Raw genomic sequence first — 25,082 nt, 5'->3', positions numbered from 1 at the left:
GGTGATCTCCTGGACTGACGGAGCGTTTCGATGGCGTCGTACTGCCCACACTGCGGGGCTCCCGCTCCTGAGGAGGCCCGCTTCTGCATGAAGTGCGGCCGCGAACGGCTCCCGGAAGCCGAGCCCGGGACGCCCCCGCCCCCGCCTCCGGCCCAGGCCCCCGCCCTCGCCCCCGTCACCCCCTCACCCGTCGGCGCCTTCTTCGGGCGTACGTTCCGCGGGGACTGGGCCGGTGCCGTGCAGGCCGCCCTGTGGCCCGTCGTACTCCTGCTGCTCGGCGCCGTCGCGCTGGCCATTCCGTCGTACGGCCAGGACGACGAGGTGGTCGTCGACTTCACCGACCGGCTGCGGATCAGCCTCGCGCTGCTGCTCCAATCCGTGGGCGGCGGCTTCGAGTTGTCGGGCAGCGAGCAGCGGCCCGGGTTCGGCGGGTCGACGGGGCTCGGCACGGACTCCTCGGAGCAGGTGCTCCAGGGCACCGCGTCGCTGCACTTCGTCCCGCTGACCGTGACCGCGCTGTGGATCGTGGCGCTGATCATCGGCGTACGCGTACTGCGAGGGCGCATCCTGGTGCGCGGCGCCGCACAGGGCGGCGGCGGTACGCACGGTGGCGGCGGTGCGCACGGCGGCACGTCGGGGCTCGAAGCGGCCGTCCGCGTCTCGCTGGCGGTGACCGCGGGCGTGCTCGTCCTCGCGCTCTTCGCGCAGCCCGAGATCGAGGGCGTCGAGCTGTCGTCGTCCCCGGTGCTCGCCGCGCTGGGTGCGCTGCTGCTCGGACTCGCCGTCTCCTGCGGGGTGTTGCACCGCGACGACCTGGCCCACCGGATGGCCGCGCACCCCGGTGTGCAGGCCCTGGTCCGGGCCACCGGCACCGCGTTGCGCGCCCTCGCCGTCGTCCTCGTGCTCTGCTCGGTCGTCGCCTTCATCAGCCTCACCCAGATCGACGACCTGGCCGAACTCACCGACCTCGACGACGCGGACCTCTCCCCGCTCCTGGTCGCGCTGCTGATTCTGCCGAACCTCGCGGTCACGGCGCTCGGCCTCGGCTGGGGCGCGTCCGCCGACGCCTCGGTGAGCGGCAGCAGTTCGACGTACGGCGGGGGACAGCAGAGCGGCGCCTTCGGCCTCTCCGAACTGGGCGATGTCACCAACGACTGGGCGATCGTGGGGGCGTTGGCGCTCGGCCTGGTCTGTGCGCTGACGATCGGCGTGCTGGCCGCGCGGCGCTGCGCGGGCCGCGGCGAGCAACTCCTCGCCGCGGGCGTCTTCTTCGGGTTCATCCTGCTGCTCGCCGGTTTCAGCGGGATCGGCGTCGAGATGTCGGGCCAGAGCGCGGGCGGGGGTTCGCCGTTCGGCGGGACCAGTGGCAGCGGCGGTGTGGAGGCGGGGATCGGCGTCCCCGAAGTGCTCCTCTTCGGTCTGCTGTGGATCGCCGCTGCGACGTTCCTCGCGCCGTTCCTGCTGCAGATGGCGGGGCGGCAGACGGGTCAGGCCCTGCCCGCGACGCCTCCGGCGACACCGCCCGCCGCACCCGTGACCCCACCCGTGACCCCACCCGTGACCCCGCCCGTGACCCCGCCTGTGCCGGGCGCACCGCCCACACCGTCGTACGAACACGGCGCCACCCCCGCCCACACCCCCCAGGCCGTCCACATCGGACAGCAGCCCGCCGCCCCCAACTCCCGTGGCCGCGCGGGTGTCTGGGTGGCCACGATCGCCGGGGCGGTCGTCATCGGCGGCGGCGCGGCGGCCGGGATCCTGCTCTGGCAGGACGGCGGGGACGACATGAAGGACGGGGCGGCCAAGGACGCCAAGCCCTCGGCGAGCCAGTCCCAGGAACCGAGCCCGGTGGCGTCCGATGCGACCGGGAGCCCGCAGCCGAACAGGAGCGAGGACACCGACGGCGCCCAGGGCGCCGGCTCGGTGGCGGTCCCCGACGGCTCCGAGCTGATGACGGACCCCGAGGGCTTCTCCTTCGCGGCGCCCGAGGGCTGGACCCGCCAGGACGTGGACCCGCAGCGCCCCGGGCAGATCACCTACGCCGGTTCGACCGGGCGCGAGGAGTTCCTCGTCGGCGTCGTCACGGACGCGCCCTACACGTCGTACGAGAACTTCACGAACATCGAGAAGCACACCAAGTCCGCCCCGGACAAGTCCGACTACGAGCGCGTCCGCATGGAGCGGAACACCTTCCAGGGGCGGGACGGCGCGATCTGGGAGTACACCTACACCGACGAGGCGGACCGCACGATCCACGCCATCAACCAGAGCTACATCGCGGACAACGGCACGGAGTACGCCATCCAGTTCTCCTGGCGCGAGGACTTCCTGCCCGCGGGTGAGGGCGCGAAGACGCACCGGACGGCGCTGGACACCTGGCGGCTCACCGGCTGAGTGGCCGCGGGGCGCCGTCACCACACGGCCGTCACCTCGGACCCCGGCTCGTCCAGTTCGCGGCGCATCGCGCCACCCCCCGGCGGCCCGGGGCGGCGCGGCTCGCGCACCCCGGCGCCGCCCTCGCCCTCGCCGGGACCCAGGTCGAACCAGACGGTGACGGCGGCGCCCGGCGGCACCTCCGCGTCGGGCGGCGGATACTGGCGTACGACGTGGTCGACGACGACGTCGTGGAAGTCGGGTCGATCGGGTGCCACGAGCCGCACGCCGTACTGCGCGGCGGCCTCGCGCGCGTCCATCGCCATCAGGCCGATCAGGCGCGGCACACGCACCCCGGGCGGCAGCGGCTCGGGCAGCTCGGGCGGAATACGCACAGATGTCACCCCCTGCGGTACGGGCAGGGTAGACCCGCTACAGGGTGAGCCGGAAGCAGTAGGCCTTGCGGCGGGGTTCCGGGTCGTCCGGTGTCCACGGGGTGGTGAACGTCTCGGCGAGCGTCATGCCGAGCCGCCGGGTCACCGCGACGGACCGTTCGTTGCGGGCGTCGACCATCGCCACCACGCTCGGCACGCCCGCCGAGCGCACCCGGCCGATGGTGGCGCGGGCCGCCGCGGTCGCGTACCCGCGGCCCCAGGCCGGGCGCGCGAGCCGCCAGCCGATCTCGATCTCGCCCGTGGGCCCCCAGTCGCGCGGCCAGGGCTGCGCGCCGGTGAAGCCGATCGGCTCGCCGTCCGCGTCGAGCAACGTCCAGAGGCAGTAGCCCAGTTCGGCGTCGTGTCTGCGCTGGCGCGCGGTCAGCTCCTCGTACATGGAGAGCTCGGCGGACGCGCCGCCGTGGAACTCCATGACCTCGGGGTCGTCGAAGAGCCGATGCCAGACGTAGGCGTCCTCGTCGGTGGGAACCCGCAGTTGTACGGCGGGCAGGGTCGCTGTCCGGTCGGTCACGTGTGGCCCTTCGGCTGGCTGATCGGTACCGCCTCATAGACTGCCCGTATCCCGTGCCGGTCGGCACACAGATTTCGAGCCTTGGGGAGAACCCGCCGTGACCGAGCCCCTCTCCGAACACACCGCGGACGTCATCGTCGTCGGCGCCGGGCCCGCCGGTTCGACGACGGCGTACTACCTGGCGAAGGCCGGGCTCGACGTACTCCTCCTGGAGAAGACCGCGTTCCCGCGCGAGAAGGTCTGCGGCGACGGCCTCACGCCCCGCGCCACCAAGCAGCTCGTGTCCATGGGCATCGACATCTCCGAAGAGGCGGGCTGGCTCCGCAACAAGGGCCTGCGCATCATCGGCGGCGGCATGCGCCTCCAGCTGGACTGGCCGGAACTCGCCTCCTACCCGGACTACGGCCTGGTCCGCAAGCGCGACGACTTCGACGAACAGCTCGCCCGGCAGGCGCAGAAGGCGGGCGCCCGCCTGCACGAGCGCTGCAACGTCGGCGAGCCGATCATCGACGACCGCACCGGACGCGTCACCGGCGTGCACGCCAAGCTCGGCGAGGAGAAGACCCCGGTCACCTTCCACGCCCCGCTCGTCGTCGCCGCCGACGGCAACTCCTCGCGCATCTCCCTCGCCATGGGCCTGCACCGCCGCGAGGACCGCCCGATGGGCGTCGCCGTCCGGACGTACTTCACCTCGCCCCGCCACGACGACGACTACCTGGAGTCCTGGCTGGAACTGTGGGACCGGCGCGGCCCCGGCGAGGACCGGCTCCTGCCCGGCTACGGCTGGATCTTCGGCATGGGCGACGGCACGTCGAACGTCGGCCTCGGCATCCTCAACTCCTCCAAGGCGTTCCGCGAGCTGGACTGGCGCGAGGTCCTCAAGGCCTGGTGCGCCTCCATGCCGGAGGACTGGGGCTACACCCCCGAGAACATGACGATGCCGATCCGCGGCGCCGCCCTGCCGATGGCCTTCAACCGCCAGCCGCACTACACCAAGGGCCTGCTCCTGGTCGGCGACGCGGGCGGCCTGGTGAACCCCTTCAACGGCGAGGGCATCGCCTACGCCATGGAGTCGGGACAGATCGCGGCCGACGTCATCGTCCAGGCACACGCGCGTGCCACCCCCGCCCAGCGCGAACTGGCCCTGCAGAACTACCCGCAGACCCTCAAGGACATCTACGGCGGCTATTACACGCTGGGCCGCGCCTTCGTGAAGCTCATCGGCAACCCGAAGGTCATGAAGATCGCCACCCAGCGCGGCCTGACCCACCCGATCCTGATGAAGTTCACCCTGAAGATGCTCGCCAACCTGACGGACCCGACGGGCGGGGACGCGATGGACCGGATCATCAACGGGTTGAGCAAGGTGGCGCCGAAGGCGTAGGCCGCGGGGCGCCTGGGGTATGTCCCCGGGCGCCCGGTTTGCCCCGCCCGCCGGTTCCGAGGCAGGGTGGTCGGATGATTTTCATCGCCGTCAAGTTCACCGTCCGCCCCGAGCACAGCGACAGCTGGATCGAGCGGACCGCCGCATTCACCGCCGCCACGCGCGCGGAGCCGGGCAACCTCTTCTTCGAGTGGTCCCGCTCCGTCGACGACCCCAACCAGTTCGTGCTCCTCGAGGCCTTCGCCGACGGGGACGCGGGCGCCGTGCACGTCGGGTCCGACCACTTCAAGGCCGGCCTGGAGACGATGGCCGAGGCGATCGCCTCCGTCCCGGAGATCGTGAACACCGAGATCGAGGGCGCCGGTTGGTCGCGGATGGCCGAGCTCTCGCCGAAGAACGGCTGAGCCTACGTCCCGAAGAACGGCTGAGCGTACGTCTCAGGGCATGCCGAGGGCCGGAACCCCACTGGGGGGTTCCGGCCCTCGGTCGTGTCTCTAAGAGGCCGTCAGAGGACGCGCACGGCGCCCGAGGCCGGGTAACCCGACAGGTCCTGGATGACAACGCCCTTGCCGGGGTTGGCGGCGTCCAGGTACTGGCCGTTACCGATGTACACACCGACGTGGTACGCGGAGCCCTTGCCGCCCCAGTAGAGGATGTCGCCGACCTGGAGGTTCGAGGTGCCGACCTCGGTGCCCATCGTCGACTGGTCCTGCGAGACGCGCGGGAGGTCCACGCCGGCCTGCTTGAACGCGGCCTGCACGAGGCTGGAGCAGTCCCAGGCGTTCGGGCCCGAGGCACCCATCACGTAGGCGTCGCCGAGCTGCGCCTTGAGGAAGCTGATGACCGAGCCGACGCTGCCGCTGGCCGGGGCGACCGAGTCGGAGGAGCTCGCGGAGGAGCCGCCACCGGACGACTGCGTGGAGAGGTTCGTGCGCTCGGCGGACCGCGAGGCGCGCTCCTGCTCCGCCTTCTTCTTGGCGGCGGCCTCCGCCTTGCGCTTCGCCTCGGCCTTCTTCTCGGCCTGCGCCTGGTCTTCCTTGGCCTGCTTGGCGGCCTTGGTGGCGGCGGCGTCCCGCTCGGCGCGCGACTCGTAGGAGTCGGCGGCCTGCTGGGTGGCGTCGGCCGACTGCGCGATCTGAGCGGTCAGATCGGCGGTGAGCGTGGGCATCTCGATGGTCTCGGTCACCGGCTCGGCCGCGTTCGCCGTACCGGCCGCCGCGGCCACTGCCAGGGTGCTGAGGACGCCACCGGCAACTCCGGCGCGCAGCGCGATCTTAGAGGCGCTGCGACGGGGCTTCCGGTGGCTGGGTATGTGAGCGGTGTGGGACATGAGAACAACCGCTATCAGGGACTCACGGTTCCCTTCAAGAAACGTGTGCTGCGCCACAGTTGCGCGTCGCGCGGCCGAATCCCGGGCGTGTCGCTCTTTATTGACGCCGTAACGGGCAATGCGGACAGCGCCGATCACGCCTGTGATCATGGGTTTTCTGCGATACGTCCGAATTGCCCTCGGTCTACCACCCGTTGAGCCCGTTGGCCAAGCCCGGTTTATTCGGCGCGAGAGGCTCTGTGGCACAGGTCACACCGTGACCCTCTCGGGGGTCTCCCTGAGATCTCGCTGAGACCTCCCTGAGATCTCCCGGAGTTTTGGGCCGGAGTTTCACCGGCGGAGGGCGGCGCCTCGTCCGCTCGTGAATCGGTGCACGCGTCCACACCCGTCCACATCTCTCCCGCCAAAGTGTGAACGCGGCTCCTCTATCAAGCGCTCGCGTCCAGCGCCAATTTGCTTGCGGGTGCCATGTCTTGATAGTGCGGCACGCCCTCGACCAGGGGCAACGCGTCAAGTTGTCACCTCTAGTGATCACTCAGGCGCTTCGCGTACGAAGATCACCGCTCATCCGACTTCATGATCCTTCGTCAGGTGGTGGAGATCACAAAGCCGTTGCCGTACCCCGTGTCGCAGATCACAGACCCCCGGGCATAAGATGCGGGGCAGTTGGGCTTGTGACCTGCTTCACATGTAAGCGATCTTCGATGGGATTCAGGGCTCGGGTCCGACGCAACCGCCAACAGTCAGTGCCGACTGAGAGGAGCGAGGAGCGTGAACGCCTATGCGCCCATCCTCGTGCTGGGAGCCCTCGGGGCAGGCTTTGCGATCTTCTCCGTGGTCATGGCCACGCTTATCGGTCCAAAGCGGTACAACCGCGCAAAGCTCGAGGCCTACGAATGCGGCATCGAGCCGACGCCGACGCCGGCCGGTGGTGGGCGATTCCCCATCAAGTACTACCTGACGGCGATGCTCTTCATCGTCTTCGACATCGAGATCGTCTTCCTCTACCCCTGGGCCGTCACCTTCGACGCCCTGGGGATTTTCGGGCTCGTGGAGATGCTGCTCTTCGTGCTCACCGTCTTCGTCGCGTACGCGTACGTATGGCGGCGCGGCGGCCTGGAATGGGACTAAAGGTCTGAGGGGCCAAAGAGCATGGGACTCGAAGAGAAACTGCCGAGCGGTTTTCTGCTGACCACCGTCGAACAAGCCGCGGGCTGGGTGCGCAAGTCATCCGTCTTCCCTGCCACGTTCGGCCTCGCGTGCTGCGCCATCGAGATGATGACGACGGGCGCGGGGCGGTACGACCTGGCGCGCTTCGGCATGGAGGTCTTCCGCGGTTCACCGCGCCAGGCGGACCTGATGATCGTGGCGGGCCGGGTGAGCCAGAAGATGGCGCCGGTGCTGCGGCAGGTCTATGACCAGATGCCCAACCCCAAGTGGGTCATTTCCATGGGGGTTTGCGCCTCATCGGGCGGGATGTTCAACAATTACGCGATTGTTCAAGGTGTAGACCATGTTGTCCCAGTTGACATCTATTTGCCCGGTTGCCCGCCGCGCCCCGAGATGCTGATGGACGCGATTCTCAAGCTCCACCAGAAGATCCAGGGCTCCAAGCTCGGCGTGAACGCGGAAGAAGCGGCCCGTGAGGCGGAGGAGGCGGCCCTCAAGGCGCTCCCCACCATCGAGATGAAGGGGCTGCTGCGGTGAGCGACGCGCACGACTCGCACGACGAGCACCTGAACGGCAACGGAGTACCCGCCCCGCGCGGCGAGTCCGGTGAGGTCATCGGCGTACGCAGGGGCATGTTCGGCGCCGACAACGGCGGCGACACCTCCGGCTACGGCGGCCTCGTGCGGACCGTCACGCTGCCCGGGGCCTCCTCGCGCCCCTACGGCGGCTGGTTCGACGAGGTCGCGGACGAACTGGAAGGGGCCCTGGAAGAGCAGGGCCTCGTCCCGGAGAACGCGATCGAGAAGACGGTCGTCGACCGCGGCGAGCTCACCTTCCACATCGCGCGCGAGCACCTCGTCCGCGTCGCCCAGACGCTGCGCGACGACCCCGCCCTGCGCTTCGAGCTCTGCACCGGAGTGAGCGGTGTGCACTTCCTCGGCGACAAGGGCCGCGAGCTGCACGCCGTCTACCACCTGCGCTCGCTCACCCACAACCGCCTCATCCGGCTCGAGGTCAGTGCCCCCGACGCCGATCCGCACGTCCCCTCGCTGGTCGCGGTCTATCCCACGAACGACTGGCACGAGCGCGAGACGTACGACTTCTTCGGCCTGATCTTCGACGGCCACCCGGCGCTCACGCGGATCATGATGCCGGACGACTGGCAGGGCTTCCCGCAGCGCAAGGACTACCCCCTCGGCGGCATCCCCGTCGAGTACAAGGGCGCCCAGATCCCGGCTCCGGACCAGCGGAGGTCGTACAGCTGATGAGCACTTCACACGCCCACCCGTCTCCCGGCCACCGCCCCTCACCGAGTCCCTCCGGGACGCACCTTTCCGATGCCCGCGAGACGACCGAGGGGACCGTATATACGGTCACCGGCGGCGACTGGGACGAGGTCGTCCAGTCCGCGGCCAGGGCCGACGACGAGCGCATCATCGTCAACATGGGCCCCCAGCACCCGTCCACGCACGGCGTGCTCCGGCTGATCCTGGAGATCGAGGGCGAGACCGTCACCGAGGCCCGCTGCGGCATCGGCTATCTGCACACGGGCATCGAGAAGAACCTCGAATACCGCACGTGGACGCAGGGCACGACGTTCGTCACGCGCATGGACTATCTGACGCCGTTCTTCAACGAGACGGCGTACTGCCTCGGCGTCGAGAAGCTCCTCGGCATCGAGGACCAGATCCCGGACCGCGCCTCGATCATCCGCGTGCTCCTCATGGAGCTCAACCGGCTCTCCTCGCACCTGGTGTGCATCGCCACCGGCGGCATGGAGCTCGGCGCGACCACGATCATGATCTACGGCTTCCGTGATCGTGAACTCATTCTCGACATCTATGAGTTGATCACCGGCCTGCGGATGAACCACGCGTACATCCGGCCCGGCGGACTCGCCCAGGACCTGCCCCCGGGCGCGGTGGACCAGATCCGCGAGTTCGTGAAGAAGATGAAGAAGAACCTCCCGGAGTACGACAAGCTCGCCACCGGGAACCCCATCTTCAAGGCCCGCATGCAGGACGTCGGCTATCTCGACCTGTCCGGCTGCATGGCGCTCGGCGCCACCGGCCCGGTCCTGCGCTCCGCGGGCCTGCCGCACGACCTGCGCAAGACGCAGCCCTACTGCGGCTACGAGACCTACGACTTCGACGTCCCGACCGCCGACACCTGCGACTCCTACGGGCGCTTCCTGATCCGCCTGGAAGAGATGCGGCAGTCGCTGCGGATCGTCGAGCAGTGCCTGGACCGGCTCGCCCCCGGGCCGGTCATGGTCGAGGACAAGAAGATCGCCTGGCCCGCCCAACTGGCACTCGGCCCGGACGGGTTGGGCAACTCGCTCGACCACATCAAGAAGATCATGGGCACCTCCATGGAGGCCCTGATCCACCACTTCAAGCTGGTGACCGAGGGCTTCCGGGTCCCGGCGGGACAGGCGTACGCAGCGGTCGAGTCGCCCAAGGGCGAACTCGGCGTGCATGTCGTCTCCGACGGGGGCACCCGCCCCTACCGGGTCCACTTCCGCGACCCGTCCTTCACCAATCTGCAGGCCATGGCGGCGATGTGCGAGGGCGGCCAGGTCGCCGACGTCATCGTCGCCGTCGCGTCCATCGACCCCGTGATGGGAGGCGTCGACCGGTGACCACCACTCCTTCCGAGCAGGGCACGGGCGTCAGCCTGGGCATGCCCCAACTCCCCGCCCCCGACTACCCGGCCGACGTACGGGCCAGGCTGGAGGCGGACGCCAAGGAGATCATCGCCCGCTACCCGGGGTCGCGGTCCGCGCTCCTGCCCCTGCTGCATCTCGTGCAGTCCGAGGAAGGGCACGTCACGCGCACGGGCATGCAGTTCTGTGCCGATGTGCTCGGCCTGACCACGGCCGAGGTCACCGCCGTCGCGACCTTCTACACCATGTACCGGCGCAAGCCGTCCGGCGACTACCAGGTCGGCGTCTGCACCAACACGTTGTGCGCGGTGATGGGCGGCGACGCGATCTTCGACGAGCTCAAGCAGCACCTCGGCGTCGGCAACGACGAGACGACCGAGGACGGCAAGATCACGCTTGAGCACATCGAGTGCAACGCCGCCTGCGACTTCGCCCCCGTGGTGATGGTCAATTGGGAGTTCTTCGACAACCAGACCCCCGAGTCCGCCAAGCGCCTCGTCGACGACCTGCGCGCGGGCGTGCCGGTCGAGCCCACGCGCGGGGCGCCGATCTGCACGTACAAGGAGACCGCCCGGATCCTGGCCGGCTTCCCCGACGAGCGGCCCGGCGCCGTCGAGGCGAGCGGCGGCGCGGGCCCCGCCTCGCTGATCGGACTGCGCCTGGCCAAGGGCGAGTCGGCCCAGGCGCGGGTCGTCCACCCGCGCGATGAGTCGCCTTCTGACGCGGGCACCGAGGAGGGGGAGTGATGACTGTGGCAGCCGAGATCAACAACGAGACCAGCCCCGAGAAGCTGCTCGCGCCGGTCCTTTCGGCCTTCTGGGACGAGGAGAAGTCCTGGACGCTCGAGACCTACCGCCGCCACGAGGGGTACGAGGGGCTGCGCAAGGCCCTCGCCATGGACCCGGACGACCTCATCGCGTACGTGAAGGACGCGGGCCTGCGGGGCAGGGGCGGCGCGGGCTTCCCCACCGGAATGAAGTGGCAGTTCATTCCGCAGGGCGACGGCAAGCCGCACTATCTAGTTGTCAACGCCGACGAGTCGGAGCCGGGGACCTGCAAGGACATCCCGCTCCTCTTCGCGAACCCGCATTCCCTCATCGAGGGGATCGTGATCGCGTGCTACGCGATCCGTTCGTCGCATGCCTTCATCTATCTGCGGGGCGAGGTCGTCCCCGTGCTGCGCAGGCTGCACGAGGCCGTCCGCGAGGCCTATGCGGCGGGCTACCTCGGCAAGGACGTCCTGGGCAGCGGACTCGACCTCGAACTCACCGTGCACGCGGGCGCGGGCGCGTACATCTGCGGTGAGGAGACCGCGCTGCTCGACTCGCTCGAAGGCCGTCGAGGCCAACCGCGACTGCGTCCCCCTTTCCCTGCGGTCGCGGGCCTTTACGCATGCCCCACTGTCGTGAACAACGTCGAGTCCATCGCATCCGTTCCCGCGATCCTCAATCGCGGAAAAGACTGGTTCAAGTCGATGGGGAGCGAGAAGTCCCCGGGCTTCACGCTCTATTCGCTGAGCGGGCACGTCACCAACCCCGGCCAGTACGAGGCGCCGCTCGGCATCACCCTGCGCCAGCTGCTCGACATGAGCGGCGGCATGCGGGCCGGGCACCGGCTCAAGTTCTGGACGCCCGGCGGCTCTTCGACCCCGATGTTCACCGACGAGCACCTCGACGTACCCCTTGATTACGAGGGTGTGGGCGCCGCCGGATCCATGCTCGGCACCAAGGCGCTGCAGTGCTTCGACGAGACGACCTGCGTCGTGCGGGCCGTGACCCGCTGGACCGAGTTCTACGCCCATGAGTCCTGCGGCAAGTGCACACCCTGCCGCGAAGGGACGTACTGGCTGGTGCAGTTGCTCCGCGACATCGAGGCGGGCAAGGGCGTCATGGCCGACCTCGACAAGCTGAACGACATCGCCGACAACATCAACGGCAAGTCCTTCTGCGCCCTCGGCGACGGCGCCGCCTCGCCGATCTTCTCCTCGCTGAAGTACTTCCGCGAGGAGTACGAGCAGCACATCACCGGCAAGGGCTGCCCCTTCGACCCGGCCAAGTCGACGCTCTGGGCCGACAGGACCGGCCACACCACGGAGGTGAACGCATGACAGTGACCACCAATAGCGCTCCCTCCGGGGGCGGGGAGGCGGCGGTCCCGCCCGAAGACCTGGTCTCGCTGACCATCGACGGCATCGCCATCAGCGTCCCCAAGGGGACCCTGGTGATCCGCGCCGCCGAACTGCTCGGCATCGAGATCCCCCGGTTCTGCGACCACCCGCTCCTCGACCCGGCCGGCGCCTGCCGCCAGTGCATCGTCGAGGTGGAGGGCCAGCGCAAGCCGATGGCGTCCTGCACGATCACGTGCACGGACGGCATGGTCGTGAAGTCGCAGCTGACCTCGCCCGTCGCGGAGAAGTCGCAGCGCGGTGTGATGGAGCTGCTCCTCATCAACCACCCGCTGGACTGCCCGGTCTGCGACAAGGGCGGCGAGTGCCCGCTGCAGAACCAGGCGATGCAGGTCGGCGACCCGGACACCCGCTTCGAGGGCAAGAAGCGGACGTACGAGAAGCCGGTGCCGATCTCCACCCAGGTCCTGCTCGACCGCGAGCGGTGCGTGCTCTGTGCGCGCTGCACCCGCTTCTCCAACCAGATCGCGGGCGACCCGATGATCGAGCTGATCGAGCGCGGCGCGCTCCAGCAGGTCGGCACGGGCGAGGGCGACCCCTTCGAGTCGTACTTCTCCGGGAACACCATCCAGATCTGCCCGGTCGGCGCGCTCACCTCGGCGGCGTATCGCTTCCGCTCGCGCCCCTTCGACCTCGTCTCGTCGCCGAGCGTGTGCGAGCACTGCTCGGGCGGCTGCGCGACCCGCACGGACCACCGGCGCGGCAAGGTCATGCGGCGCCTCGCGCAGGACGACCCCGAGGTCAACGAGGAGTGGATCTGCGACAAGGGACGCTTCGGCTTCCGGTACGCGCAGAAGCCCGACCGGCTCACCACGCCGCTCGTGCGCAATGCGGCGACGGGTGAACTGGAGCCCGCCAGTTGGCCCGAGGCACTGGAGGCGGCCGCGCGCGGTCTCGCCGCCGCGCGTGGGCGTGCCGGTGTGCTGACGGGCGGCCGCCTCACCGTGGAGGACGCCTACGCGTACAGCAAGTACGCGCGCGTGGCCCTCGACACGAACGACATCGACTTCCGCGCGCGCGTGCACAGCAGCGAGGAGGCCGACTTCCTCGCGGCGCGCGTCGCGGGGCGGGGCAGGGACCTCGACGGGACCGGCGTCACGTACGCCGCCCTGGAGAAGGCGCCCGCCGTCCTGCTCGCCGGATTCGAGTCCGAGGAGGAGGCGCCCGGCGTCTTCCTGAGGCTGCGCAAGGCCTGGCGCAAGCACGGCCAACGCACCTTCTCCCTCGCGACATTCGCGACCCGCGGCCTGGAGAAGGCGGGCGGCACGCTGCTGCCCGCGGCTCCCGGCACCGAGACGGAGTGGCTCGACGCACTCGCCGCCGGGGTGGGCCTCGCGGAGGACGGCACCGAGGCCGCCGAGGCGCTGCGTGCTTCAGGGTCGGTCATCGTCGTCGGCGAGCGCCTCGCGGCCGTGCCCGGCGCGCTCACCGCCGCGGTGCGGGCCTCCTCCGCCACCGGCGCGCAGCTGGTGTGGATTCCGCGCAGGGCGGGGGAGCGGGCCGCCATCGAGGTGGGCGCGCTGCCTTCGCTGCTGCCCGGCGGGCGCCCGGCCACCGACCCGCGCGCGCGGGACGAGGTCGCGGCCGCCTGGGGCGTCGCCGAACTCCCGCACCGCTACGGCCGGGACACCGGCCAGATCGTCGAGGCCGCCGCGACCGGTGAACTCAGCGCTCTCCTCGTGGCGGGCGTCGAGGTCGCCGACCTGCCCGACCCGGCACGCGCGCGTGAGGCGCTCCAAGAGGTCGGCTTCCTGGTCTCCCTGGAGCTGCGGCCCAGCGAGGTCACGGACCACGCCGATGTGGTGCTTCCCGTGGCCGCGGTCGCGGAGAAGCCGGGCACCTTCCTCAACTGGGAGGGCAGGGCGCGGATGTTCGACGCCGCGCTCAAGCCGGACCAGATGACGCGCAGGCTGGCGCCGACCGACGCACGCGTGCTGCACATGCTGGCCGACGCGGGCGACATCCACCTCGGCCTGCCCGACCTGCTGACCACCCGGCGCGAGCTGGACCGGCTCGGCGGCTGGGACGGGCCGCATGCCACGGAACCCCTGGAGACGGGGTCCCAGCCGCCGCGGCCCGCTGCCGGAGAGGCCGTGCTCGCGGGACACCGGCTGCTGCTCGACCGGGGCCGCCTCCAGGACGGCGACGACGCGCTCGCCGGGACGCGGCACGCGGCCCACGCGCGCGTGTCGGCCGCCACGGCCGCCGAGGCGGGCGTCAAGGACGGCGACACCCTCGCCGTGAGCGGCCCGGCAGGGACGACCGAACTGCCGCTCCAGGTCACGGAGATGCCCGACCGCGTGGTCTGGCTGCCGCTGAACTCGGCCGGGGGAGGCGTCACTTCGGACACCGGGGCGCGCCCCGGCGACCTCGTCCGCATCGGCCCGGCGGTCCTGCCGGAGCCCTCTGAGGCCCCGGAGGTGACGTCGTGACGCACACTGTGGTGCCGCTTGCGGCGGAAGACCTGTCCATGTTCGGCCGCGACCCCTGGTGGCTGATCGCCCTCAAGGCGGTCTTCTGCTTCGCGTTCCTGATGCTGACGGTCCTCTTCTCCATCGTGTGGGAGCGCAAGGTCGTCGCCTGGATGCAGCTGCGCATCGGCCCCAACCGGCACGGTCCCTGGGGCATGCTGCAGTCCCTCGCGGACGGCATCAAGCTGATGCTGAAGGAAGACCTGATCGTCAAGCGCGCGGACAAGGTGGTCTACATCCTTGCCCCGGTCGTCGCCGCGATCCCGGCCTTCATGGCGATCGCCGTGATCCCCTTCGGGCCCGCGGGCAACGAGATCTCGATCTTCGGCCAGCGCACCACGATGCAGCTCACGGACCTGCCGATCGCGATGCTCTACATCCTCGCGGTCGCCTCCGTCGGCATCTACGGCATCGTGCTCGCGGGCTGGAGCTCCGGATCGACGTATCCGCTGCTCGGGGGCTTGCGGTCCTGCGCGCAGATGATCTCGTACGAGATCGCGATGGGCGCGGCCTTCGCCTCCGTCTTCCTCTACTCCGGGTCGATGTCGACCTCGGCGATCGTGGAGGCGCAGGCCGACCGCTGGTACGTGCTGCTGCTTCCCGTCTCGTTCCTGATCTACATCGTGACGATGATCGGTGAGACCAACCGCGCGCCGTTCGACATGCCGGAGTCCGAGGGCGACCTCGTCGGTGGCTTCAACACCGAGTACTCCTCCATCAAGTTCGCGCTGTTCATGCTCGCCGAGTACGTCAACATGGTCACCGTCTCGGCGGTCTCGGTCACGCTCTTCCTGGGCGGCTGGCGGGCCCCGTACCCGGTCAGCACCTTCTGGGAGGGCGCGAACCACGGCTGGTGGCCGATGCTCTGGTTCGTCATCAAGGTCCAGTTGCTGCTGTTCTTCTTCATCTGGCTGCGCGGCACGCTGCCACGCGTGCGCTACGACCAGCTGATGAAGCTCGGCTGGAAGGTCCTGATCCCGATCTCGGTGGTCTGGCTGATGCTCGTGGCCACGGTCAGGGCGATGCGGAACGAGGACTACGACTTCACCTCGATCGCGCTCTATGTGGGCGGCGGGGTCATCGCACTCCTTTTGCTCTCCGTGGTCGTCGACATCTTCCGCGACAAGCGCGAGAAGGGTGAGGCGGAGCTCGCCGAGAAGGAGGCGCCGGTCGCCTTCGACCCGATGGCGGGCGGCTTCCCCGTGCCACCGCTGCCCGGCCAGAGCCTGCCACCCGTGCCACGCCGACGCTCGCGCCAGGAGCGGGAGTTGATTGTCAGTGGTGGCCCCGATACTCAAAGTGACGGAACCAGCAATGACGGAAAGGAGGCGTCCGATGGCTGAGCAGTCGAACCAGCCGGCCCGGTCGGGCAAGTCGAAGCTGCCGGCGCAGCCGCAGCAGTCGGCTGACCCGAACCAGTCGAATCAATCGAAGCAGGGGTTCCAGAACCCCGTGGCGGGCTTCGGCGTGACCTTCAAGGCCATGTTCAAGAAGCGGCTGACCGAGCAGTATCCGGAGCAGCAGAAGACCACAGCTCCCCGGTTCCACGGCCGGCACCAGCTCAACCGCCATCCGGACGGCCTGGAGAAGTGCGTCGGCTGTGAGCTCTGCGCCTGGGCCTGTCCCGCGGACGCCATCTATGTGGAGGGCGCGGACAACACCGAGGAGGAGCGCTACTCACCCGGTGAGCGGTACGGCCGCGTCTACCAGATCAACTACGCCCGCTGCATCCTGTGCGGACTGTGCATCGAGGCGTGCCCCACGCGCGCGTTGACGATGACGAACGAGTTCGAGCTGGCCGACAGCAGCCGCGAGAGCCTCATCTACACCAAGGAGCAGCTGCTCGCCGGGCTCGACGAGGGCATGGTCGACAGCCCGCACTCGATCTTCCCCGGCATGGACGAGCAGGACTACTACCGGGGGCTCGTGACCGAGGCGGCGCCGGGGACGGTTCCCCAAGTCGCCCTCTCCAAGGGGGAGACGCCGCAGGAGGCCGCAGCGGACTTCGGGGACTCCGAACCGGCGTCGGAGAAGGTGATCGGCCGATGACGCAGATCGCCGCCTACTCCACCTCCACCGGCGAGGCCTTCCAGTTCTGGGTGCTCGGCACGGTCGCGGTGATCGGCGCCCTGTGCACCATCCTCATGAAGAAGGCCGTGCACAGCGCGCTCTGCCTGGCCGGGACCATGATCATCCTGGCGGTCTTCTACCTCGCCAACGGCGCGTACTTCCTGGGCATCGTCCAGATCGTCGTCTACACGGGCGCGATCATGATGCTCTTCCTCTTCGTGGTCATGCTCGTCGGCGTCACCGCCGCCGACTCCCTGAAGGAGACCATCAAGGGCCAGCGCTGGCTGGCCCTCCTGTGCGGGCTCGGCTTCGCGGTGCTGCTCTTCGCGGGCATCGGGAACGCCTCGGTGAAGGAGTTCAACGGCCTCGGCAAGGCGAACGCCGGGGGCAATGTGGAGGGCCTCGCGTCCCTCATCTTCACCCAGTACGTCTTCGCCTTCGAGATCACCGGCGCCCTGCTCATCACGGCGACGGTCGGCGCGATGGTGATGACCCACCGCGAGCGCACGGAGCGCGCCAAGACCCAGCGCGAGCGGGCCGAGGAGCGCGTGCGCGAGGGCAAGCACCTGCCGCCGCTGCCCGCCCCGGGCGTCTACGCACGGCACAACGCGGTGGACATCGCGGGCCTGCTCCCCGACGGCACCCCCTCGGAGCTCACGGTCAACAAGACCCTGCGTGAGCGCGGCCAGATCCGCGACGTGTCCGACGAGGCGCTCGAGGACCTGCGGGCGCTCGAGCAGCGTTCCACCGATCGTCTCGAGCGGCCCGACCTGCGCAGGACCGACATCGGGCGGACCGAGGAGGCGTCGAAGTGAACCCGGTCAACTACCTGTATCTCTCCGCCCTGTTGTTCGCGATCGGCGCGACCGGCGTGCTCATCAGGCGGAACGCGATCGTGGTGTTCATGTGCATCGAGCTCATGCTCAATGCCTGCAACCTCGCGTTCGTCACGTTCTCCCGCATGCACGGCAACCTCGACGGCCAGATCATCGCCTTCTTCACGATGGTCGTCGCCGCCGCGGAGGTCGTGGTCGGGCTCGCGATCATCGTGTCGCTGTTCCGTTCCCGCCACTCGGCCTCGGTCGACGACGCCAGCCTGATGAAGCTGTAAGGGGTCGCAGGAACCGTGAATATGGAGAACCTGATTGCGCTGCTCGTCGCGGCGCCTCTGCTCGGAGCGGCCGTACTGCTGTGCGGTGGGCGGGCGTTGGACCGCGTGGGCCACTGGCTCGGCACGCTGCTCGCGGCCGCCTCCTTCGTCGTAGCCGTCGTGCTGTTCACCGACATGCTGGGCAAGGGCGCCGAGGAGCGCTCGCTGTCGCAGCACCTGTTCAGCTGGATCCCCGTGGAGGGCTTCCAGGCGGACGTCGCCTTCCAGCTCGACCAGCTGTCGATGACGTTCGTCCTGCTGATCTCCGGTGTGGGCACCCTGATCCACATCTACTCGATCGGGTACATGGAGCACGACGAGCGGCGCCGCCGCTTCTTCGGCTACCTGAACCTGTTCCTCGCGGCGATGCTCCTCCTGGTCCTCGCCGACAACTACCTGCTCCTGTACGTCGGTTGGGAGGGCGTCGGCCTCGCCTCGTACCTCCTGATCGGCTTCTGGCAGCACAAGCCCAGCGCGGCCACCGCCGCGAAGAAGGCCTTCCTGGTCAACCGGGTCGGCGACATGGGCCTCTCGATCGCCATCATGCTGATGTTCACCACCTTCGGGACGTTCGCCTTCGGGCCCGTCCTGGAGTCCACGGGTGAGACCGGCGAGGGCAAGCTCACCGCCATCGGCCTGATGCTGCTGCTCGCCGCGTGCGGCAAGTCCGCGCAGGTGCCGCTGCAGTCCTGGCTCGGTGACGCGATGGAGGGCCCGACCCCGGTCTCGGCCCTGATCCACGCGGCGACGATGGTGACCGCGGGCGTGTATCTGATCGTCCGCTCCGGCGAGATCTTCAACGCGGCACCGGACGCCCAGTTGGCCGTCACGGTGGTCGGCGCGGTCACGCTCCTGTTCGGTGCGATCGTCGGTTGCGCGAAGGACGACATCAAGAAGGCCCTCGCCGGGTCGACGATGTCCCAGATCGGCTACATGATCCTGGCCGCGGGCCTCGGCCCCATCGGCTATGTCTTCGCGATCATGCACCTGGTGACGCACGGCTTCTTCAAGGCCGGGCTCTTCCTCGGCGCCGGATCGGTCATGCACGGCATGAACGACGAGGTCGACATGCGGAAGTACGGCGGCCTCAGGAAGTACATGCCGGTCACCTTCGTGACCTTCGGGCTCGGCTATCTCGCGATCATCGGCTTCCCGGGGCTCTCCGGCTTCTTCTCCAAGGACAAGATCATCGAGGCCGCGTTCGCCAAGGGCGGCACGGAGGGCTGGATCCTCGGCTCGGTGGCGCTCCTGGGCGCGGCCATCACCGCGTACTACATGACGCGCGTGATGCTGTTGACCTTCTTCGGAGAGAAGCGCTGGCAGCCCGATGAGGAGGGCAACGAGCCGCACCCCCACGAGTCGCCCAAGTCCATGACGATCCCGATGATCCTGCTCGCCTTCGGGTCGGTCTTCGCGGGTGGCTTCTTCAGCATCGGCGACCGCTTCATGCACTGGCTGGAGCCGGTCACCCACCACGACCACGGCGACTCGCCGCTGAGTGCCACCACGGTCACGGGCGCCACCATGGTGGTCCTCGTCATCGGTGTCGCCCTCGCCTACCTCCAGTACGGGCGCAGGCCCGTCCCCGTCACCGCCCCGCGCGGCTCGCTGCTCACCCGGGCCGCCCGCCGCGACCTCCTTCAGGACGACTTCAACCACGTCGTCCTGGTGCGCGGCGGCGAGCACCTCACGCGCTCCCTGGTCTACGTCGACCACACCCTGGTCGACGGGGTCGTCAACGGCACCGCGGCCTCGGTCGGCGGGCTCTCCGGGCGGCTGCGCAAACTGCAGAACGGCTACGCCCGCTCCTACGCGGTCTCGATGTTCGGCGGCGCTGCGGTACTCATCGCCGCGACCCTGCTGATGAGGGCGGTCTGATACCGATGTCCTTTCCTCTCCTGACAGCGACGGCGGCCCTGCCCGCGGTCGGCGCGATCGCCACGGCGGCCGTGCCCGCCGCCCGGCGGAGCGCCGCCAAGTGGCTCGCGCTGCTCGTCTCGCTCGCGACGCTCGCGCTGGCCGTGACCGTTCTCGTGCGGTTCGACCCGGACGGCGCCCGCTATCAACTCACCGAATCCCGCTCCTGGATCGCGGACTTCGGGGTGCGGTACGAGCTCGGCGTCGACGGCATCGGTGTCGCCCTCATCGCGCTCACCGCGCTCCTGATCCCCTTCATCATCCTGGCGGGCTGGCACGACGCCGACCCCCTGGAAACGAAGTCGTCGCGCTGGCGGCCGACCCAGGGCTTCTTCGCCCTGATCCTGGCCGTCGAGGCGATGGTGATCATCTCCTTCGAGGCGACCGACGTCTTCCTCTTCTACATCTTCTTCGAAGCCATGCTCATCCCGATGTACTTCCTCATCGGCGGCTTCGGAGACCGCGCCCACGCGGGCAGCGACGAGAACGCGGCGGCCCAACGCTCGTACGCGGCCGTGAAGTTCCTGCTCTACAACCTCGTCGGCGGCCTGATCATGCTGGCCGCGGTCATCGGGCTCTACGTGGTGGCGGGGAACTTCTCGCTCCAGGAGATCGCCGAGGCCCGCGCCAACGGCACGCTGGACATGGCCACCAACACCGAGCGGCTGCTCTTCCTCGGCTTCTTCTTCGCCTTCGCGGTGAAGGCGCCGCTGTGGCCGCTGCACACCTGGCTGCCGAACGCGATGGGGGAGTCCACCGCCCCGGTCGCCGTACTGATCACGGCCGTCGTGGACAAGGTCGGCACGTTCGCGATGCTGCGGTTCTGCCTCGGGCTCTTCCCCGAGGCGAGCAAGTGGGCGACGCCGGTCATCCTCGTACTGGCCCTGATCAGCATCATCTACGGAGCGCTGCTCGCGGTCGGCCAGCGCGACATCAAGCGCCTGGTGGCGTACGCGTCGATCTCGCACTTCGGCTTCATCATCCTCGGCATCTTCGCGATGACCTCGCAGGGCCAGTCCGGCGCGACGCTCTACATGGTCAACCACGGCATCTCGACCGCCGCGCTGATGCTGGTGGCGGGCTTCCTGATCTCGCGGCGCGGCTCGCGGCTCATCGCCGACTACGGAGGGGTGCAGAAGGTGGCCCCGGTGCTCGCGGGCACCTTCCTGGTCGGCGGCCTCGCGACCCTCTCGCTGCCCGGGCTCGCGCCGTTCGTGAGTGAATTCCTCGTCCTGGTCGGCGCGTTCGCGCGCTATCCGGTGGTCGGGATCATCGCGACGGTCGGCATTGTGCTCGCCGCGCTCTACACTCTCGTCCTCTACCAGCGGACGATGACGGGCCCCGTGAAGGCGGAGGTCTCGGCCATGCCGGACCTGCGGGTGCGGGAACTGGTCGTCGTCGCCCCGCTGATCGCGCTCCTGATCGGCCTCGGCGTCTACCCGAAGCCGCTCACCGAGCTGGTGAACCCGGCGGTCAAGCACACGATGTCCGACGTACAGAAGAAGGATCCCGAGCCCGAGGTGGAGGCGGCCAAGTGAGCGCATCAGCCGTCCACAGCCTGTGGACAATGGCGGCGGCCGATCCGATCGACAAGATCGACGCGCCCAAGATCGAGTATGGGCAGCTGTCGCCGACGTTGATCGTCATCGGCGCGGCCGTCATCGGAGTGCTCATCGAAGCCTTCGTCCCGCGCAAGTCCCGTTACTACGCCCAGCTGTTCGTCTCCGTGGTCGCGCTCTGCGCCGCCTTCGCCGCGGTCGTCGGGCTCGCCGCCCGCGGATTCGGTACGACGAAGGCGCACATCGCGGCGATGGGCGCGATCGCCGTCGACGGCCCCGCGCTCTTCCTGCAGGGCACGATCCTGCTCGCCGGGCTCGTCGCGATCTTCACCTTCGCCGAACGCCGCCTCGACCCGGTGGCGCACGGCAATCGCGTCGACTCCTTCGTGGCGCAGGCCGGCGCCGTGCCGGGCAGCGAGGGCGAACAGGCCGCCACGAAGGCCGGGTTCACCACCACCGAGGTGTTCCCGCTGGCGCTCTTCGCCATCGGCGGCATGCTCGTCTTCCCCGCGGCCAACGACCTCCTGACGCTCTTCATCGCGCTGGAAGTCTTCTCCCTGCCGCTCTACCTGCTCTGCGCGCTCGCCCGCCGCAAGCGCCTGATGTCGCAGGAAGCCGCCGTCAAGTACTTCCTGCTCGGCGCCTTCGCCTCGGCGTTCACGCTCTTCGGCATCGCGCTGCTCTACGGGTACGCGGGCTCGGTCTCGTACGCGACGCTCGCGAACGTCGTCGAGGGCAACGTCAAGACCGTGGACCCGGCGCTCGCCGACACCATGGGCAATGACGCGCTGCTCCTCATCGGCGTCGCGATGGTCGTGATGGGGCTGCTCTTCAAGGTGGGCGCGGTGCCCTTCCACATGTGGACCCCGGACGTGTACCAGGGCGCCCCGACGCCGGTCACCGGCTTCATGGCGGCGGCGACGAAGGTGGCCGCGTTCGGTGCGCTCCTCCGGCTCCTCTACGTGGTCCTGCCGGGCCTGCGCTGGGACTGGCGGCCCGTCATGTGGGGCGTCGCGATCATCACGATGCTGGGCGGCGCGATCGTCGCGATCACCCAGACCGACATCAAGCGGCTCCTCGCGTACTCCTCGATCGCGCACGCCGGGTTCATCCTCGCGGGTGTCATCGCGACCACCCCGGAGGGCGTCTCCTCCGTCCTCTTCTATCTGGGCGCCTACTCCTTCGTGACGATCGGCGCCTTCGCCGTCGTCACGCTGGTGCGGGACGCGGGCGGCGAGGCCACGCATCTGTCCAAGTGGGCGGGTCTTGGACGCAGGTCCCCGCTGGTCGCCGCGGTCTTCGCGGTCTTCCTGCTCGCCTTCGCCGGCATCCCGCTGACCTCCGGGTTCTCCGGGAAGTTCGCGGTCTTCAAGGCGGCGGCCGAGGGCGGTGCGGGCGCGCTCGTCGTGGTCGGTGTGCTGTCGTCGGCGATCGCCGCGTTCTTCTACATCCGCGTGATCGTGCTGATGTTCTTCAGCGAGCCGAAGGCGGACGGCCCCACGGTCGCGGTGCCCTCGCCGCTGACGATGACGGCGATCGGCGTCGGCGTCGCGGTGACGCTGGTGCTCGGTGTGGCCCCGCAGTACTTCCTGGACCTGGCGGGGCAGGCGGGAGTCTTCGTCCGGTAGCCCGCCCGTTCCCGCGTCGCCGCCCGGCACCCTGTTCGACTGGGGTGCCGGGCGGTGGCGTGTGGGAGGGGCATGTGGGGGTGCAGCCTGTGGATAACTTTCCGGACTGTCGGTGCGGAGCCCTATCGTGGAGGCAGTGGTCGGGGCAGGACGTGCGACGGGGACGACCGGTACGACGGGGGACAGGGCGATGGATGGGATCAGTGGCATGAGCGAGGTGACGGCACCGGACCCGGTGGCGGGATCGGTGACGGAGAGCGACGCGCTGCGGACGCTCCATCGCGTCTTCGGGTACGACGCCTTCCGCGGCGAGCAGGAAGGGATCATCGAGCATGTGGTGGGCGGCGGGGACGCCGTCGTCCTCATGCCCACCGGTGGCGGCAAGTCCCTCTGCTACCAGATCCCGGCCCTGGTCAGACCGGGCACGGGAGTCGTGGTCTCCCCGCTCATCGCGCTGATGCAGGACCAGGTGGACGCGCTGCGGGCGCTCGGCGTCCGGGCCGGGTTCATCAACTCCACGCAGGACTTCGACGAGCGGCGCGTGATGGAGGCGGAGTTCCTCGCGGGCGAGCTCGACGTGCTCTACCTCGCTCCGGAGCGGCTGCGCCTCGACGCCACCCTCGACCTGCTGTCGCGGGGCAAGATCTCCGTCTTCGCGATCGACGAGGCGCACTGCGTCGCGCAGTGGGGCCACGACTTCCGGCCCGACTATCTGGCGCTCTCCGTGCTCGGGCAGCGCTGGCCCGACGTGCCCCGCATCGCGCTCACGGCCACGGCCACGCACGCCACGCACCGGGAGATCACCCAGCGCCTCGGCATGCCCGACGCCAAGCACTTCGTGGCGAGCTTCGACCGGCCCAACATCCAGTACCGCATCGTGCCGAAGGCCGAGCCGAAGAAGCAGCTCCTGTCCTTCCTGAAGGAGGAGCACGCGGGCGACGCGGGCATCGTCTACTGCCTCTCGCGGAACTCGGTCGAGAAGACCGCCGAGTTCCTCTGCAAGAACGGCATCGAGGCCGTCCCGTACCACGCGGGCCTGGACGGCGGCACGCGCGCGGCCCACCAGTCCCGCTTCCTGCGGGAGGAGGGCCTCGTCGTCTGCGCCACGATCGCCTTCGGCATGGGCATCGACAAGCCGGACGTCCGCTTCGTCGCCCACCTCGACCTGCCGAAGTCCGTCGAGGGCTACTACCAGGAGACGGGCCGCGCGGGCCGCGACGGCCTGCCCTCCACGGCCTGGATGGCGTACGGCCTGCAGGACGTCGTCCAGCAGCGCAAGCTGATCCAGGGCGGCGAGGGCGACGAGGCGTTCCGGCGCAGGGCCGCCGCGCATCTCGACTCGATGCTGGCGCTGTGCGAGACCGCCCAGTGCCGCCGGGCCCAGCTCCTCACCTACTTCGGTCAGGAAGCGGGCGCGGAGACCTGCGGCAACTGCGACACCTGCCTCACCCCGCCCGAGACCTGGGACGGCACGGTGGCGGCCCAGAAGGTGCTCTCCACGGTCGTCCGGCTCCAGCGCGAGCGCGGCCAGAAGTTCGGCACGGGCCAGATCATCGACATCCTCCTCGGCAAGCGGACCGCCAAGGTCATCCAGTTCGACCACGACCAGCTCTCCGTCTTCGGCATCGGCGAGGAGCTCGCGGAGGCCGAATGGCGCGGCGTGGTCCGGCAGTTGCTGGCCCAGGGTTTGATCGCGGTCGAGGGGGAGTACGGCACGCTGGTGCTCACCGAGACGAGCGGCACCGTCCTCGGCCGGGAGCGCGAGGTGCGCCTGCGCAAGGAGCCGAAGCGGGCCCCGGCGGCGCGCGCGTCCAAGGGTGAGCGCAAGGCGAAGTCGGCGGCCGCGGTCGCCGAGCTGCCCCAGGAGGCGGTGCCGGTCTTCGAGGCCCTGCGCGCCTGGCGCGGCGCCCAGGCCAAGGAGCAGGGCGTCCCGGCGTACGTCATCTTCCACGACGCCACGCTGAGGGAGATCGCCACGCTGCGGCCCACGTCCGTGGCGGACCTCGCGGGCATCAGCGGCGTGGGCGAGAAGAAGCGGGCGACGTATGGCGAGGGGGTGGTCGGGGTCATGGCCGAGTTCACCGGCGGGGCGCCTGGCGGTGCCTCTTCCGCCGGGGCGGAGCTGCCGTTGAGCGATGAGGTGGAGCCGGACTGGGGGGATGAGGAGCCGGACTGGTAGGGCGGGCTTGGCTGCAGGTCGGCTCCGGAGGGCAC

At 69.5% G+C, this 25,082-nt stretch carries 21 protein-coding genes; 18 read left to right on the top strand and 3 right to left on the bottom strand.

The genetic code is table 11. The features are described from left to right. The first annotated feature begins 30 nt into the window (after positions 1-30). On the top strand, positions 31-2,394 hold the full coding sequence (locus ACFWZ2_RS23320) for a zinc ribbon domain-containing protein (RefSeq protein ID WP_384548576.1): 2,364 nt from the start codon (positions 31-33) through the stop codon (positions 2,392-2,394). Positions 2,395-2,411: 17 nt separating this feature from the next. Here ACFWZ2_RS23320 and ACFWZ2_RS23315 read toward each other — a convergent pair whose 3' ends face one another. After that, positions 2,412-2,768, bottom strand: coding sequence for a PASTA domain-containing protein (locus tag ACFWZ2_RS23315; RefSeq protein ID WP_384548574.1), 357 nt, complete (start codon positions 2,766-2,768; stop codon positions 2,412-2,414). Between the two features lie 37 nt (positions 2,769-2,805). Then, on the bottom strand, positions 2,806-3,339 hold the full coding sequence (locus ACFWZ2_RS23310; protein ID WP_384548572.1) for a GNAT family N-acetyltransferase: 534 nt from the start codon (positions 3,337-3,339) through the stop codon (positions 2,806-2,808). Between the two features lie 97 nt (positions 3,340-3,436). On the opposite strand from ACFWZ2_RS23310, the gene ACFWZ2_RS23305 reads away from it, so the two are divergent. Then, positions 3,437-4,723, top strand: a complete 1,287-nt coding sequence (locus ACFWZ2_RS23305; RefSeq protein ID WP_384548570.1) for a geranylgeranyl reductase family protein — start codon at positions 3,437-3,439, stop codon at positions 4,721-4,723. A gap of 74 nt (positions 4,724-4,797) precedes the next feature. Continuing rightward, complete coding sequence (locus ACFWZ2_RS23300; RefSeq protein ID WP_384548568.1) at positions 4,798-5,127, top strand: putative quinol monooxygenase; 330 nt, start codon at positions 4,798-4,800, stop codon at positions 5,125-5,127. Between the two features lie 101 nt (positions 5,128-5,228). Here the strand turns inward: ACFWZ2_RS23300 and ACFWZ2_RS23295 are convergent, their stop codons facing one another. After that, positions 5,229-6,053: a C40 family peptidase gene (locus ACFWZ2_RS23295; protein ID WP_384548566.1), complete on the bottom strand. Its 825-nt coding sequence runs from the start codon at positions 6,051-6,053 to the stop codon at positions 5,229-5,231. Between the two features lie 771 nt (positions 6,054-6,824). Here ACFWZ2_RS23295 and ACFWZ2_RS23290 point away from each other — a divergent pair. From ACFWZ2_RS23290 to recQ, 15 genes are all read left to right on the top strand, one after another. Continuing rightward, positions 6,825-7,184 carry an NADH-quinone oxidoreductase subunit A gene (locus ACFWZ2_RS23290; protein ID WP_003992243.1) on the top strand — a complete coding sequence of 120 codons (360 nt, stop codon included), beginning with the start codon at positions 6,825-6,827 and terminating at the stop codon, positions 7,182-7,184. A 21-nt stretch (positions 7,185-7,205) separates the two neighbouring features. After that, positions 7,206-7,760: an NADH-quinone oxidoreductase subunit B family protein gene (locus tag ACFWZ2_RS23285; RefSeq protein ID WP_031035164.1), complete on the top strand. Its 555-nt coding sequence runs from the start codon at positions 7,206-7,208 to the stop codon at positions 7,758-7,760. After that, positions 7,757-8,488 carry an NADH-quinone oxidoreductase subunit C gene (locus ACFWZ2_RS23280; RefSeq protein ID WP_384548564.1) on the top strand — a complete coding sequence of 244 codons (732 nt, stop codon included), beginning with the start codon at positions 7,757-7,759 and terminating at the stop codon, positions 8,486-8,488. The genes ACFWZ2_RS23285 and ACFWZ2_RS23280 overlap by 4 nt, the downstream gene beginning before the upstream one ends. Then, positions 8,488-9,864 carry an NADH-quinone oxidoreductase subunit D gene (locus ACFWZ2_RS23275; RefSeq protein WP_384548562.1) on the top strand — a complete coding sequence of 459 codons (1,377 nt, stop codon included), beginning with the start codon at positions 8,488-8,490 and terminating at the stop codon, positions 9,862-9,864. Before ACFWZ2_RS23280 ends, ACFWZ2_RS23275 begins: the two co-directional genes overlap by 1 nt. Then, positions 9,861-10,634, top strand: a complete 774-nt coding sequence (nuoE, locus tag ACFWZ2_RS23270) for an NADH-quinone oxidoreductase subunit NuoE (protein ID WP_384548560.1) — start codon at positions 9,861-9,863, stop codon at positions 10,632-10,634. Before ACFWZ2_RS23275 ends, nuoE begins: the two co-directional genes overlap by 4 nt. Continuing rightward, complete coding sequence (gene nuoF, locus ACFWZ2_RS23265; RefSeq protein WP_384548558.1) at positions 10,634-11,995, top strand: NADH-quinone oxidoreductase subunit NuoF; 1,362 nt, start codon at positions 10,634-10,636, stop codon at positions 11,993-11,995. Before nuoE ends, nuoF begins: the two co-directional genes overlap by 1 nt. Continuing rightward, positions 11,992-14,505 carry an NADH-quinone oxidoreductase subunit G gene (locus tag ACFWZ2_RS23260; RefSeq protein WP_384548557.1) on the top strand — a complete coding sequence of 838 codons (2,514 nt, stop codon included), beginning with the start codon at positions 11,992-11,994 and terminating at the stop codon, positions 14,503-14,505. The genes nuoF and ACFWZ2_RS23260 overlap by 4 nt, the downstream gene beginning before the upstream one ends. 38 nt (positions 14,506-14,543) lie before the next feature. Beyond that, positions 14,544-15,887, top strand: a complete 1,344-nt coding sequence (gene nuoH, locus ACFWZ2_RS23255; protein WP_384548720.1) for an NADH-quinone oxidoreductase subunit NuoH — start codon at positions 14,544-14,546, stop codon at positions 15,885-15,887. Next, positions 15,880-16,593, top strand: coding sequence for an NADH-quinone oxidoreductase subunit NuoI (gene nuoI, locus ACFWZ2_RS23250; protein ID WP_384548555.1), 714 nt, complete (start codon positions 15,880-15,882; stop codon positions 16,591-16,593). The genes nuoH and nuoI overlap by 8 nt, the downstream gene beginning before the upstream one ends. Continuing rightward, positions 16,590-17,429, top strand: a complete 840-nt coding sequence (locus tag ACFWZ2_RS23245; RefSeq protein WP_384548553.1) for an NADH-quinone oxidoreductase subunit J — start codon at positions 16,590-16,592, stop codon at positions 17,427-17,429. The genes nuoI and ACFWZ2_RS23245 overlap by 4 nt, the downstream gene beginning before the upstream one ends. Then, positions 17,426-17,725: an NADH-quinone oxidoreductase subunit NuoK gene (gene nuoK / locus ACFWZ2_RS23240; protein ID WP_055543692.1), complete on the top strand. Its 300-nt coding sequence runs from the start codon at positions 17,426-17,428 to the stop codon at positions 17,723-17,725. The genes ACFWZ2_RS23245 and nuoK overlap by 4 nt, the downstream gene beginning before the upstream one ends. Before the next feature lie 21 nt (positions 17,726-17,746). Then, positions 17,747-19,642 carry an NADH-quinone oxidoreductase subunit L gene (gene nuoL / locus ACFWZ2_RS23235; RefSeq protein ID WP_384548551.1) on the top strand — a complete coding sequence of 632 codons (1,896 nt, stop codon included), beginning with the start codon at positions 17,747-17,749 and terminating at the stop codon, positions 19,640-19,642. Positions 19,643-19,647: 5 nt separating this feature from the next. Continuing rightward, the gene (locus ACFWZ2_RS23230; RefSeq protein WP_384548550.1) at positions 19,648-21,219 is read left to right on the top strand and encodes an NADH-quinone oxidoreductase subunit M; all 1,572 of its coding nucleotides are present in this window, start codon (positions 19,648-19,650) and stop codon (positions 21,217-21,219) included. After that, on the top strand, positions 21,216-22,868 hold the full coding sequence (gene nuoN, locus ACFWZ2_RS23225) for an NADH-quinone oxidoreductase subunit NuoN (RefSeq protein WP_384548547.1): 1,653 nt from the start codon (positions 21,216-21,218) through the stop codon (positions 22,866-22,868). The genes ACFWZ2_RS23230 and nuoN overlap by 4 nt, the downstream gene beginning before the upstream one ends. Positions 22,869-23,076: 208 nt before the next feature. Next, positions 23,077-25,047: a DNA helicase RecQ gene (gene recQ / locus ACFWZ2_RS23220; RefSeq protein WP_384548546.1), complete on the top strand. Its 1,971-nt coding sequence runs from the start codon at positions 23,077-23,079 to the stop codon at positions 25,045-25,047. Positions 25,048-25,082 lie beyond the last annotated feature (35 nt).

It is taken from the genome of Streptomyces sp. NPDC059002, from assembly GCF_042740435.1.
GTDB lineage: Bacteria > Actinomycetota > Actinomycetes > Streptomycetales > Streptomycetaceae > Streptomyces.
Note: the sequence above shows the minus strand (reverse complement) of the source record. Positions and strands in the feature narration are given on the sequence as shown.